We start from the raw sequence: 13,031 nt of genomic DNA on the forward strand, positions 1-13,031 counted from the left end.
TTATGATTGTGTAGGAGGTTAAGAAAGTGAATAAGTATATTGCATATTGTGGACTAAACTGTGAAGCATGTGAAGCACGTATTGCAACAGTAAATAATGATGATGATCTGCGTGAAAAAGTTGCAAAGGAATGGTCAGAAATGAATAAAGCTGATATTACACCGGAAATGATTAACTGTGCGGGATGCAGAACCGCCGGTGTTAAATTCCCCTATTGCGATTCAATGTGTACGATCCGTCAATGCGCTATGAGAAATGATTATGAAACCTGTGGAACTTGTAAGGAGGTGAAGAGCTGCGACAAAGTGTCTATGATTATCGGGAATAATGAAGAAGCGCGCCGGAATTTGAATCTTTGACGAGGTGTACTGGTTCTTATTAGTTTGTTTTTCTTTGACACATGGAAGTAGGAGGTCGTTTTGAGCAAACGAACTATAACTAAAGAGGAACTAAAGTCGGCATTGCAAAAGCTTGGAATTGAAAAAGGAATGACTTTGGAAGTACATTCTTCACTTAGCAGTTTTGGAGAACTTGAGGGCGATCCATATGGACTATGGGGGTTACGGTGATGATTTTGGAGGAGTACAAAAAATGACGGATACTGCAAGATTTGTTTTGGGAATTATCGGAATAATCGGGGGAATCCTGTGTGCTATAGCTGATCTGCTTTTGGACATTAAGGGACCGGACAACAAAAAGCTTGGGAAGATGGGAGTTATTGATAGCGCATGGGAGAGAATGGCTCATTTTAGATTTGTGTTGTCAGGTATACTGGCTATGTTTGCAGTTCCCATGTATTCATGCGGATTTATTTCACTTATGCAGATGGACGGGAACTATGCGATAAGTGCCATGATCCTCAGAATTATTTTTTTATGTGGTGCCATGGGTGGCTTTATGATACACATATTCCTATGCCTGCAGCCAACCATATATCAGGTTATTATGAAAAAAGATAATCAGGAGCTTGCGGAAGAGGTAATAAATTCGATTTTCAGACAGATATATGTTCCGTTCTTTGCACTGTATACGATGCTTGTGATAATTCCCGCTATAGCAGTTATGACTTTTATAATAAAAGGGGTCATGCCATTGCCTCTGTGGTGCGTACTACTTAACCCTGTTGTTTTTCAGATAGTTGGCTTGCTACTAAGGGCAACAAAGCTAAAAATATTTATTGATGCGCCAAGCTGCTGTGCTGCGAGTCTTGGATTGGCTTCTTATGGAGTACTTGCGCTTTTTGGCTTGTAAAGCTGTAGGATCAAACTTACACACAGAGCATTGGCAAGAAGGGAAATATCATCATGAAAATAGCTGTAATACAGGCAACTTCACAGATAAATAAGAATGGGCTTCTTTTTGATGCTGTAAATCAGACAGGATTCAGTGTAAAAAATTCTGTCTGTTTTATATAGATATAAAATGGTAGTGGAGATAGTGGTAGAATAATTACGTGTGATGTAAAACGCGGGGGGAATTCATAATGCTTCGTATAGCAATATGTGATGATGACAGATCCGACAGAGAGCGGATATGCGGGTTTGTATCTGAATATCTAAAAGGAAAAGAAATCCGGGCTGAAGTAAAAGTATTTGACCATCCGGACAAACTGATTCAGGACTGTGAGACCTTCAGACCACAAATATATCTTCTTGACATAGTAATGCCTATGGTCACAGGTATTCAGGCGGCAAGGGAACTTAGGTGGAATCAGCCTGATGCGCAGATCATTTTTGCTACTTCTGAGAGTTCATATGCATTGGAATCCTTTGATGTAAATCCCATAAACTATATACTAAAGCCGGTGGCTAAGGACAAGCTCTTTTCAACTCTTGACCTTGCACTGACGCGGATCGAGACAGATGACGGGAAATCTGTGACGGTCAAAATAAAGGGCGGTATGTGCTCCTTAAGGCTCGATGACATAATGTATATTGACTACCGCAATCATGTGGTCAGCTATCACATGGCAGATGGGGAGGTTGTTTCTACTCCAACTCTCAGGATTGGATTTATGGAATATATGGATGAGAACCATTCAGGGCAGGATTTCATCAGATGTCATGAGTCCATTAGTGTTAATCTTACTGCCATTGATAAACTTACGAAGACAGACATTACTCTTCGAAGTAAAGAGGTGGTGCCGGTATCCAAGAGCAGATATGCCGAGGTCGCTGACAGATATATGGATTACAGATTGGAGTAAAGACGAATGCATGATTTTCTTTTAGGCGCCATGATTATCAGTATATTCGCCATGTTCCTTGAAGGGTTCATTGTTTTTAGGAACCTTAAGAACAAGCTTCATGGATATCTTTTCATTAATTGCATGGTGATGCTGGTAAACAATACAGGCTACCTTTTGGAACTTTTATCGAAAACAGAGGATGAATATATTGCTGCGTTGAAATTTTCGTATGCCGGGAGAGTATGGATCATTTTCTCTCTTTTTATGTTTACGGTAGAGCTTTGTCATATAAGGGTTCATAAGCTTTTGGTAAGAGCATTTGTATTGTTTAACGTGTTGGTCTATATTTTTGTCTTCACACTGGAAAGCCACAATCTCTATTATTCAAAGATCTGGTTTGATAAGGATGGGCTTTTCCCGGTTCTTTTGCATAGAAGCGGCATTGTACATCAGGTGTTTATGCAGTCTCAGGCCGCTGTTATTATAGTTGTGTTTTACCTGCTGTTTAAGAGTCTGAAAAGCTACAGGGGCAAAATTGCAAAAAAACGAGCGATGATAATAATTGCTGGGTTCCTCATTGAGGCAGTTCTTTTCATCTGCCAGATCTCACATATATTCTTTGTCACATACTTTTTTGACATATCTGTATTTGGAAATGTGGCAGTCACGATCTCCATGTTCATTGCAATATTCAGATATAACCTTTTGGGAATTATCGACATGGCAAGGGAATATATTGTGGACAGGCTCTCTGAAGGTGTTATAGCTGTGGACCCGGATGGAAGGCTTCAGTACTACAACGAGCACGTAAAAGAGCTGTTTCCGGAGGTAACAAAGGATGCGGAAGGCGTTGTGGAGCGGCTTAGGGAGGCTATCGTAAAAGGGGATACGCTGGCAATAGGCGAAAGATTCTTTTCTCCGGAAGAAAAAGAGCTTTATGCAGATGGTGAACTTATTGGAAAGCTGTATGCTCTGGTGGACACGACTGTTCTTAAACAACGGGAATATAAGCTAAAAGCAGATGCTGCCATGCTGGAAATGGCGGCAGACAGCATGAAGGAGCGACTTGGCGCCACAGAAGAAATGCTCAGTCAGGACAGGGCAATGAGACATGACAGGAGACATTTTGAAGCTCTTATTCTATCCCTGATCCAGGATGGTAAAGTGGAGGAAGCCAGGAAATGCCTTGAGGAAAGGCTGTCCCAGGAACCCCGTTCCGGCCAGCGGTACTGTGAGAATCCCACAGTCAATGCAGCTATCACGCATTATGTAACAGTTGCTGAGAAAAATAACATTAAGGTAAACGTGTCTGCAAATATCCCTTACAATCCGGGTGTTGATGAGATGCAGCTTGCCATTGCGATAAGTAACCTCTTCGAGAATGCCATCCACGCCTGCGAGAAGGTGACCGAGAGCGACCGCTTTATTGATATTACAGCCAAGTTTAAGCAGCAGCTACTATTTGAGATTGTAAATTCCTGTGATGGAAAAGCAGAGCTTAATGAAGATGGTTATCCTGTCACAACCGAGGTGGGGCATGGTATCGGAACCCGCAGCGTTCTTGATTTTGTGCAGAAGACAAACAGTGAAATAAGATATATTGCTGAGGACAATAAGTTTAAAGTGAGAATGATCATATGAAACGAGTAGCATTGTTTTTATTAACCATAATCATATGCGCAGCTATTATCGCCGGTTGCAGTGTGGGCGCCGATAAAGGTGTAACTACCGTAACCTTCATGACCTGGAATCCGGCAGATTACGGTCCTGACAGTCCTATCTATAAGATCATAGACTCTTTTGAGAAAGAAAACCCTGATATCAGGATCAAATATATTTGTGAAGGTTCGGGAGACTACCAGAATCACCTCAGGGTAAAACTGATGGGAAGCAGTGGTCCTGATGTGTTTGGCATCGCTACCGGTACGGATTTTGATACCACCAGGGCATTCGAGGAGGAACTTACGCCATATTGCATCAAGGCCTGGGGAGCGGACTGGCAGAATAAGTTCATTGATTCCTGTATAGAGAATGTAAGCGATGAGAACGGGAATGTCTACGGACTTCCTCTGGGGCAGACCTACGCCGGATATCTCTGGGCAGATGTAAATATGCTTAAGGAATATGGCTGCAGCGTACCAACAAACTATCAGGAAATGCTTGAAACCTGCAATAAGCTACGAGAAAATGGCAGCTATCCCATGGCAATCGGAGCTAAGGATGCATGGCTTGATCAGGATATGTGGATGTCTATAGCAGCTGACTGTGACAGGGATGCATTATATGATGCCATAGAGGGCAAGGCATCCTTTGAAACAGAGCCTATTATAGAATCCTTCAGGATATGGCAGGAGAGTTTCAGTAACGGAGTGTTTCAGGACAAAGCCATAAAAATGACGTTGTATGACGACGTTAATGATATGTTTCAGCGTCAGGGAAGCATTCCAATGTTTGCAAATGGTTCCTGGGCCATGAACATGTACACTCTTCAGGATGAAAAGACCTATGAAAATTTCCATGGTGAAGGTGCAGATCATGAAGTTTTCCTTATTGACTGGAATGGCGATGGAATGATTGCGCCGGTGACAGCGGCTACAGATGTGATTCTCTGCATGAATCCAGAGTCAAAAGATAAGGAAGCAGCATTTCGCTGGATGAATTATCTTGTTAATGAAGGGCAGGAGATTCTTGTAAACCAGTATCTTGAGTACATGCCCTCCAGAACTGACATGGAACTGAATGTACAGGGGCTTAATGAGGATGGGCAAAAGAACCTTGAGTACATCGTTGAAAACGGTAAAACAAATGTTGCTGGATCAAGGATAATACCTTATGAAGACCTTTACATAGCTGTTCGAGATGCTCTTGCAGATCTGGCAAAAGACGAGATTACCCCGGAAGCAGCCGCAGCCAGAGTTCAGAAGGTCTCGAGAAAAACATTACGGTAGGAATGACAGTATCATTGAGGCACTTAAATGTGACGCCATGTAAAACAATACAGTGTAAAACAGACCTTTATCCGTGTTCGGAAGGGTCTGTTTTTTTATGCGTGTTAGATTGTATATGAGCAAAGAAGTAAGTGCTATTTATGAGGAGGAAAGAGCGGTAAATGGAAATAAATTCAAATAGATATGAAGTACCCAAAAGAGATGGAAGCGTCTGGCCGGAGGATATCTGTCCTGCATATACACCAAGAGAGGATGCCATACCCTCAATACAAGGCTGTTGGTACTGCAAATATGCAGATTTTCACCTTAAAGAAGAACGTGCTCTTGAGGTTGGGATATGTAAATGGCCTGAGAAAATTATTGAGTAGCTATAAGAATATAAGAGATGAGAATCGCAGTAATCCAGGCAGCATTTGAAAATTGGAGGAATCAATGAAGCTTACTAAACTTGGCATATGTGGTATTCTGAGTTTTATTTCTTACACTGCAATGGTAGTGTTTTCGCCACTTGCATATCCTGGATATGACTGGCTGAGCATGGCTGTGAGCGATCTTTCTGCGGTGGGTGCACCATCTCGGGATCTGGCAAACCAGCTTAATGCATTATATGGACCATGCGGACTTGTATCAATCATGGCAGTTTGTGTGGCGATTCAGAACTGCAGATCACAGCTTTTAAAGCTTGGTATATACTTTTTTGCTGCAATGGAATGGATATCCGATGTGGGATATAAGCTCTTTCCATGGGTCAGCGATGTTCCGGACACACATCCACAGAATATAATGCATCTTGTGGTTACTGCCGCAGTAGTTATCTTTTCTTTGGCTGCTCTGGTGCTCACAATTATTGGTGCAGCAAAAGAGAACATGAAATCCCTTTCCGTACTGGCAGGAGTATGTCTTTTGGCAATGTTGATGGGACCAATTGGAATGGCTCTTTTCCCCAAGTCGGTCTTTGGATTATTCGAAAGGTTCAGCACAATGTCAGCTGTAACATTTAATGCAGGTCTTGGTATTTTTCTTTTTGCTGGAAGGCTTGGAAAGGATTCTTAATAAGGACCGTTTTTTAAATCAGTGTATAGCAGGTCATTATCCGTGAAAAGGGTGGGCCTGCTTTTCTTTTGCTGTAATGTATGCTTAACGGCATCCCCCCACCTTTCCACGGATGAAAATGGAGGAAGAAAAAATGTTTAAGATCATAAAAAGATTTAAGAAGAAACCATTGGGATTAGTTACTGCAGATTATGAGATTAGATATCGCAGACAGATGCAGGGGGTCATAAGATAGGAGGAATAATAATGCTTATTGGATTAATTGGAGAGAATTGTAGTGGGAAGTCAACGTTGGCAAATAATATAAAAAAGCACTTTGGCGCGGAGGTAATCACCGGCAAGGATTATCTCAGGATGGCAAAGACAGAACAGGAAGCAGTCAGATTATTTAAGGAAAGGATTTGAAATAAATGAATTCAGTAAAAAAAACTCGGGATGGATTATTTGGTTCCGGTAAATTTTATAAAAATGCGCTCTCAATAGCTGTACCGATAATGCTGCAGCAGCTCATACAGAGTATGGTTTCTTTGGTGGATAACTTCATGGTCTCAGGACTTGGAGACGTGGCAATGTCAGGAGTTAATGTGGCGGGGCAGATCTTATTTGTCTTTATGGTCTATGTCAATACCATATGCATGGCCGGTGGAATATTCATGACGCAGTACTTTGGAGCAGATGATGAGAATGGAATGGGGCAGGCCTTCAGATTTAAGCTTGTCATGGGAATGCTGGCATTTATTCCGTATTACCTTGTGTGCATGGTGTACCCAAGACAGATTCTGTCTCTGATGGTAATAGGAAATTCTCAGGCAGACATGATACTTGACCAGGCGGTTAGTTACATGGGAATCCTTTTTTACGTAGGTCTGCCTATGACGATTTCCGTATGTATAGCAAGTTCACTCAGGGATATGGGAAAGGTAAGGATACCACTGGTAATAACAGTTGCAGCAACCCTGATAAATACCTGTCTTAACTGGGGACTTATCTATGGACATCTTGGAGCCCCGGCATATGGAGTAAAGGGGGCAGCTTACGCGACTGTCATCGCAAGATATATGGAGTTTATCGCTTTTATTGTGGTATATATCGTGATAAAACCGGACTTCAGATTCAAGATGACGGAGTTTTTCAGAATCGATGGAAAGCTCTTTGGAACAATGCTAAAGAAAGGTGCATTGATGCTCTTCTGCGAGATGGTGTGGGTTCTGTCTGAAACCATGACAACCGCGATTTACAATGGAAGAGGCGGAGCAGATGTTGTATCCGGTATGGCATCAGGCTTTGCAATTGCAAATCTGTTCTTTGTTGCCTTTAGTGGTATCTACTCCGCTACGGGTGTCATAATCGGAAAGACTCTTGGAACAGGGAAACTTGAAGAAGCTAGGACTCAGAAGAAGTGGATTCTGTCAGGCGCGGCGGTGCTAGGCATAATAATGACATTTGTGGGCTTTGGAACTACACTTGTTGTTCCGGTTGTATTTGGAAGATTAAGCGACAGTGCAGTAGATATTTGCAGAAGTATGGTCGTTTTGCTTTCATTCTTCATGCCGGTATGGGTTATCATGAATGCACAGCAGGCCATAGCCAGGGCAGGCGGCGACACTGCAATGGGAATGTACACAGATGCTTTTATCACGATCCTTGTAATGCTTCCCATGCTGTTTGTTCTTGCAAGATACACAAATGTCGGACCTGTAACAATGTATTTTGTGATCAAACTCCTTGATCTTGTTAAGGTTGTTATTTTCCATATCTGGCTTCGTAAGGGGCGTTGGCTTAAGAACCTTACTGTGCCACAGGCAGCCTGAATATGTTCATGCCAACTTTATATTGATCGTTGCACTTACACTTTCAAGCCCTTCGCCTGATACTGTAAGAGTACAGGTTCCGCTTGTATAGCCGCTTCTTATAATAGCAGTTGTACGGCCCCTGTAGGCTGTAAATGAGCCGGTTGTATAATTCTCGTCTGTTATTGGATTGGCTGAGCCAAAGGCGGCAAGAGAGCCTTCTCCCGTAACTGTTGCAGTAAGCTTGTTGTCAGCATCGGGAACAATATTTCCATCGCTATCTAAAAGCTTTGCCTGAACGTAGGTCACACTGTGGCCATCAGCAGGCATTTCCTGCCTTTCGGCAATCAGCTTAATGGAGCTTACAGCGCCGGTTGTTGCCAGAGTGTCTTTTGAAATAACATCGTTTCCCTTATAGCTTACAGCTTCAAGTGTTCCCGGAACATAGGTGATATCAAAGAGGAATGACTTTGGCAGACCACATGCAAGTCTTTCTCCCTCCTTGCAGATACCCATTGATTTGCCGTTAAGGAAGAGCTCAACACGCTCTGCGTTTGAGAATACGGCAACAAAAACAGGCTTATTGTCTGCATCCTTCCAGTTCCAGGACTTTCTGACATCGGTAAATCCCCAGTTGCTGATCAGCTCTTTTTTGTCGTGAGTGGCAGGATCGTAGGAGTACAGGTAAGTCTTATCACTTCCCCAGACAACTGAGCGATATTCGCCCTGAGGCAGAATATGTCCGCTTATATCTACATCCGCGTCGTTGGCAAGTCGCCATGGATAGGGTGATCCGTGTGACATCAGGGCAAAACCACCTATTTTGTGCATGGGATCATTTTCTTCTAAGAAGACGGATTTTCCGATACCTGCTTCACCTATATAGTCAAAGGCTGTCCAGGTGAAATCACCGATAACGTATGGGGTGGATTCAACCATGGGCCAGCGAATGCCGATTTCTTTGGGGTAATTCTCTGAGCCGAGGATAACGCGCTCAGGGAACATCTCGTGGTCAAGAGTGTATTTGTCTTCCATGTAGTTGTATCCAACAATATCAAGGCTATTGGTGAAGGCTTCAGAGAATTCCTCCCAGCTGGTGTCATTCTTACCGCCGTCTGCGTTCTGAAGTGGAGGATTGCCGTCAGCATCGACGCCGATGACCTTTTTCATATTTTCAGCAGCGAGCTCATCATCAAGACCGCTCCAGTAAGAGCAGATCGCATTTGAAACGGGGCGACTGGGGTCAAGGCTGTGAGCCTTATTTGCGAGTCGAGTTGCAAGGGTATAGCCGTTTCCAAGGCCTCCTCGCTCAGGAATCTCATTACCTGTGGACCAGATAGTAACTGATGGGTGGTTTCTGTCACGTTTCATGAAGGCTGTAAGGTCTTTTTCCCAATCCGTATCAAAGTACTGGTTGTAGTCCCCGGGCTGCTTCATGATCCCCCAGGCATCAAAGGCTTCATCAAAGACATACATACCAATACGGTCGCAGGCTTCCATAAGCGCAGAGGAAGGGGGATTGTGAGTGGTTCTGATGGCGTTGAAGCCTATCTCTTTCATTATGGAGAGCTTTCGCAGCTCTGAGTCATATAAAGAAACTGCACCAAGCATTCCGTTGTCATGGTGGAGACATCCGCCCTTTAGCTTGACGGATTTGCCATTGATCCTAAGGCCGTTGACAACGTCTGCAGTTACGGTCTTAATGCCGAATAAAACTGAAGTTTCGTCGCAGGTTTCATTGTCTGCCGGAATAAAGTGAGTCCTGAAGGTGCCAAGATCAGTCACAGAGCCACAGAGCCTGTAGAGGTTAGGATTCTCTGCATCCCAGAGCTCAGGTTTATCAAGAGTAATGCTGATATAGGCTGTCTCCGATGACGCAGGATTAACCTGGATCTTCTGGGATCGTGAGATTATTACCTCATCGCTTCCGTCTTTTGTCAGAAATGCGCTGACACCGGCCATCTTATTGTCCAGGGTGTTATTCTGTACCTGAATTTCTACGCGAATATAAGCCCTGAGGGCATTTCCTTCAGAGTCATACTCAATGCTTTTGGTGTAGCCGAAAATTCCTTCATCAGCGATGTGGAGCTTTGGAAAGTGAAGCAGTTCCACGCTTCTGAAGATTCCGGCGCCGGTATACCAGCGGGAGTTGGGCTGCATGCTGGGATTAACCGTTATTGTGACGCTGTTCTCCCTGCCAAAATAGATGTAAGGCGTGATATCTACAGAAAAAGGAGCGTATCCGTAGTGCTGAAGAGCCACTTTGCAGCCGTTTACAGCTATAGTAGCATTCATCATGACGCCGTCAAACTTAAGGTAAACATCGTCATTTTCCCACTCTGCGGGGATCATTACCTTTTTGGTGTAATAGGCTACACCCTCAGTAAAAAAGCCGCTTGAAGCCCCGGCAGGAGCATCTTTTTTTACAGAGCTGAAAATCATATAGTCGTGAGGGAGATCTACTTCACGAAGTGTACTTTCCCTGGATGGGTCGGGAAAACCATCTATAGTTCCGTAATTAAACTGCCATCCTTTATCAATATTCTGATTACGCATAGGTGAAAATCTCCTTGTTTTTTTCTAAATCATATATACAGGAGAAACAAAAGACAAGGTTTAATATTTACGACAAAATAGGCTTTTACGAACATAAAATCGACGAAAGAAAAATAATATACTCTAAAAGACTTCTTTATATTAAAAAATGTTCGAAGGGATAAAAAGATTTGGCATAGGCATGAGAGAGATCTCTGGGATAAAATTATCATGTAGAGATTATATTTTGACCGGAGGAAATTGTGAGAAACGTATATAAGATAAATGATAACTGGACCTTTAAAAGAGGCGAAAAAGCCCCTGAAACAGTCAGTATACCTCATTGTTACAACGCCGTGGACGGTCAGGACGGCTCAAAGATGTTCCGTGGAGTTACGACTTATGAGAGAGACCTGGAGGTAACGAGCGAGGATCTAAGGCGCACTGTAATCCTGGAAGTTGGTGCTGCGGCCCTTAGCAGCAGAGTATTTGTCAACGACAAGCTCTGCCATGAGCTTAGATGCGGCTTTTCAATGTTCAGAGCAGATATTACGAAGCTTCTGACTATCGGCAGCAATACAATCCACATAGAAGTCGGCAATGCAGTAGATAACACAATTTACCCCGCTATGGCCGATTTTTCTTTCTACGGCGGAATATACAGAGATGTAAACATCATAATTGATGATGATCTTCATTTTGAAGAGATAGGTAAAGGGCTTGACGGAATATATGTAAATCCCAAGGTTTGCGGGGATGATGGAGAGCTCTTTGCAGATGTTTTTGTCAAAAGAGAAAACGGATATGCAGGGAATGCAACCTGTATGCTCAAAGTCATCGACAGAGAAAGCGGTAAGGAAGTGGCCTGCGCATCTGCAGAAACTCAGGGCAGTCACACTAATTTGACCGCTACCATTTCGGAAGTGAGCCTGTGGGACGGAGTCAATGGTCCATTTTTATATGACGCAGTTTTTGAACTCTTTGACGAAAGTGGCAATCTGTGCGACAGAAGGACCATCCCTGTGGGCTTTAGAACAATCGAATATTCCCCGGAGAAAGGTCTTTTGCTAAACGGAAAGCCATACAAGCTCCACGGTGTAGCCAAGCATCAGGATTTCGGTGGCCTTGGGAATGCCATTACGGAAAAAGAGATGCAGACAGATCTTGCACTTATCATGGAAATGGGTGCCAATTCCGTGAGATGCTCTCATTACCAGCACTGTGACAGATGGTATGAGCTGTGTGATGAAGCAGGTCTTTTGGTTTGGGCGGAGATACCGGTCATAAGCTCAGTTCCGCAGAAGGCAGAGGCCGATGAAAACGCTATGAAGCACCTGGAGCTCCTTATAGATCAGGTCAGAAACCACACCTGCGTTTACTGCTACGGCGTGCAAAACGAAGTCTGCATGGTTTCCAAGAACCCCTACACCTTTGACCTTGTGGACAGGCTCAGCAAAAAGGCAAGAGAGCTGGATGAGAGCCGCTTTATAGCACAGGCCAATGAGTATGGCACCGAAGATGATTCACCGATCCTTAATTCCACGGATATTCTGGGCTACAACTTATACTATGGCTGGTATTACGGACAAATAGAGGATCTTCAGCCAAGGCTTGACAGTATACACTCTGCAAATCCGGACAAACCTCTTATACTGACGGAGTACGGAGTTGATACCAACGTAAGATTCCACAGCACAGAGCCAAAAGCCAACGATTACAGCGAAGAATATCAGCTGTTATTTTCTGAGAACGCCATAAATGCTGTAGAAGAGCGCAGTTTTATGGCAGGCGGATATGTATGGAACATGTTCGATTTTGGCAGCGCCGGAAGAACAGAAGGCGGAGAAAAGGGCAAGAATCAGAAAGGCCTTGTGACCATAGACAGGAAGATCAAAAAGGACGCTTATTATCTGTACAAAGCCCACTGGTCCAAAGAGCAGTTCATTTACATCGCAGGCAGGAGGTACGTCAACAGGCCCGGCGATATGACGGATATTACAGTCATTTCCAATGTAAAAGAGCTTTCGCTTAAGGTTAACGGTACTGATATAGATAAGAGGCCTGTAGAGGGCGCAATGACTGTATTTAAGGATGTAGCCATTAAGCCCGGTGAAAATGAGATTGTGGCTTATTGCGAAGAGCTTAGCGATCAGATCACTGTCAATTCGGTAAAAGAGCCTGATCCTTCCTATATCTGTGAGAAAAAGACTGACTCGGATAACGCTATTAACTGGTTTGAGGGGCTTGATCCCGTGACCATGGAAAAAGTGGATAAAACCGAGCTGGATCCAAGCTGCTTCACTTTTGAGGACCAGATCTGCGATATTTTCGAAAATGATGAGGCTAAAGCAGTGTTTATCAAGTACCTGAAGCCTATAACAGAGGGACCACGATTTGATCCTTCATCACCGATAACAGTAAATGCACTGCTTGGCTTTGTAAAAGCCCTGAACATACCGGAGTCGCTTCTTGTTTCCTGTGAGCAGGAGCTTAATAAGATTAAGAAATGAAGAGGTG

General features: G+C 43.5%; 11 protein-coding genes. 10 read left to right on the top strand and 1 reads right to left on the bottom strand.

The window, feature by feature from the left end; all coding sequences use genetic code 11:
* Positions 1–26: 26 nt before the first annotated feature.
* The 9 genes from T541_RS0118100 to T541_RS0118155 all read left to right on the top strand — a co-directional run bounded on the left by T541_RS0118100 (position 27) and on the right by T541_RS0118155 (position 8,000).
* The gene (locus T541_RS0118100) at positions 27–359 is read left to right on the top strand and encodes a DUF3795 domain-containing protein (RefSeq protein WP_026653978.1); all 333 of its coding nucleotides are present in this window, start codon (positions 27–29) and stop codon (positions 357–359) included.
* Between the two features lie 187 nt (positions 360–546).
* The gene (locus tag T541_RS0118110; protein ID WP_034467997.1) at positions 547–1,251 is read left to right on the top strand and encodes a DUF6796 family protein; all 705 of its coding nucleotides are present in this window, start codon (positions 547–549) and stop codon (positions 1,249–1,251) included.
* Positions 1,252–1,483: 232 nt separating this feature from the next.
* Positions 1,484–2,206, top strand: a complete 723-nt coding sequence (locus tag T541_RS0118120) for a LytR/AlgR family response regulator transcription factor (RefSeq protein WP_026653981.1) — start codon at positions 1,484–1,486, stop codon at positions 2,204–2,206.
* Between the two features lie 6 nt (positions 2,207–2,212).
* Positions 2,213–3,829 carry a histidine kinase N-terminal 7TM domain-containing protein gene (locus T541_RS20980; RefSeq protein WP_026653982.1) on the top strand — a complete coding sequence of 539 codons (1,617 nt, stop codon included), beginning with the start codon at positions 2,213–2,215 and terminating at the stop codon, positions 3,827–3,829.
* Positions 3,826–5,136: an ABC transporter substrate-binding protein gene (locus T541_RS0118130; protein WP_026653983.1), complete on the top strand. Its 1,311-nt coding sequence runs from the start codon at positions 3,826–3,828 to the stop codon at positions 5,134–5,136. Before T541_RS20980 ends, T541_RS0118130 begins: the two co-directional genes overlap by 4 nt.
* A gap of 161 nt (positions 5,137–5,297) precedes the next feature.
* The gene (locus T541_RS0118135; RefSeq protein ID WP_044913968.1) at positions 5,298–5,504 is read left to right on the top strand and encodes a hypothetical protein; all 207 of its coding nucleotides are present in this window, start codon (positions 5,298–5,300) and stop codon (positions 5,502–5,504) included.
* A 64-nt stretch (positions 5,505–5,568) separates the two neighbouring features.
* Positions 5,569–6,189 (top strand): DUF998 domain-containing protein, encoded by a 621-nt coding sequence (locus T541_RS20985; protein ID WP_026653984.1) that lies wholly within the window; start codon positions 5,569–5,571, stop codon positions 6,187–6,189.
* Positions 6,190–6,435: 246 nt separating this feature from the next.
* On the top strand, positions 6,436–6,594 hold the full coding sequence (locus T541_RS21540; protein ID WP_155839581.1) for a hypothetical protein: 159 nt from the start codon (positions 6,436–6,438) through the stop codon (positions 6,592–6,594).
* 5 nt (positions 6,595–6,599) lie between these two features.
* Entirely contained in the window at positions 6,600–8,000 is a 1,401-nt protein-coding gene (locus T541_RS0118155) for an MATE family efflux transporter (protein ID WP_026653985.1), read from the top strand.
* Between the two features lie 6 nt (positions 8,001–8,006).
* Here the strand turns inward: T541_RS0118155 and T541_RS0118160 are convergent, their stop codons facing one another.
* Entirely contained in the window at positions 8,007–10,535 is a 2,529-nt protein-coding gene (locus T541_RS0118160; protein ID WP_026653986.1) for a glycoside hydrolase family 2 TIM barrel-domain containing protein, read from the bottom strand.
* A 242-nt stretch (positions 10,536–10,777) separates the two neighbouring features.
* Between T541_RS0118160 and T541_RS0118165 the strand changes: the two genes are divergently transcribed.
* On the top strand, positions 10,778–13,024 hold the full coding sequence (locus T541_RS0118165) for a glycoside hydrolase family 2 protein (protein WP_026653988.1): 2,247 nt from the start codon (positions 10,778–10,780) through the stop codon (positions 13,022–13,024).
* Positions 13,025–13,031 lie beyond the last annotated feature (7 nt).

Origin of the sequence: Butyrivibrio proteoclasticus P6B7 (assembly GCF_000622085.1) — a bacterium.
Taxonomy (GTDB): domain Bacteria; phylum Bacillota; class Clostridia; order Lachnospirales; family Lachnospiraceae; genus Butyrivibrio; species Butyrivibrio proteoclasticus_A.

What these genes read in the sequence shown, in the direction of transcription:
- T541_RS0118160 (WP_026653986.1), bottom strand. Translation starts at nt 10,535, where the DNA reads ATGCGTAATCAGAATATTGATAAAGGATGGCAGTTTAATTACGGAACT.
- T541_RS0118120 (WP_026653981.1), top strand. Translation starts at nt 1,484, where the DNA reads ATGCTTCGTATAGCAATATGTGATGATGACAGATCCGACAGAGAGCGG.
- T541_RS0118110 (WP_034467997.1), top strand. Translation starts at nt 547, where the DNA reads ATGGACTATGGGGGTTACGGTGATGATTTTGGAGGAGTACAAAAAATG.
- T541_RS20985 (WP_026653984.1), top strand. Translation starts at nt 5,569, where the DNA reads ATGAAGCTTACTAAACTTGGCATATGTGGTATTCTGAGTTTTATTTCT.
- T541_RS0118135 (WP_044913968.1), top strand. Translation starts at nt 5,298, where the DNA reads ATGGAAATAAATTCAAATAGATATGAAGTACCCAAAAGAGATGGAAGC.
- T541_RS21540 (WP_155839581.1), top strand. Translation starts at nt 6,436, where the DNA reads ATGCTTATTGGATTAATTGGAGAGAATTGTAGTGGGAAGTCAACGTTG.
- T541_RS20980 (WP_026653982.1), top strand. Translation starts at nt 2,213, where the DNA reads ATGCATGATTTTCTTTTAGGCGCCATGATTATCAGTATATTCGCCATG.
- T541_RS0118155 (WP_026653985.1), top strand. Translation starts at nt 6,600, where the DNA reads ATGAATTCAGTAAAAAAAACTCGGGATGGATTATTTGGTTCCGGTAAA.
- T541_RS0118130 (WP_026653983.1), top strand. Translation starts at nt 3,826, where the DNA reads ATGAAACGAGTAGCATTGTTTTTATTAACCATAATCATATGCGCAGCT.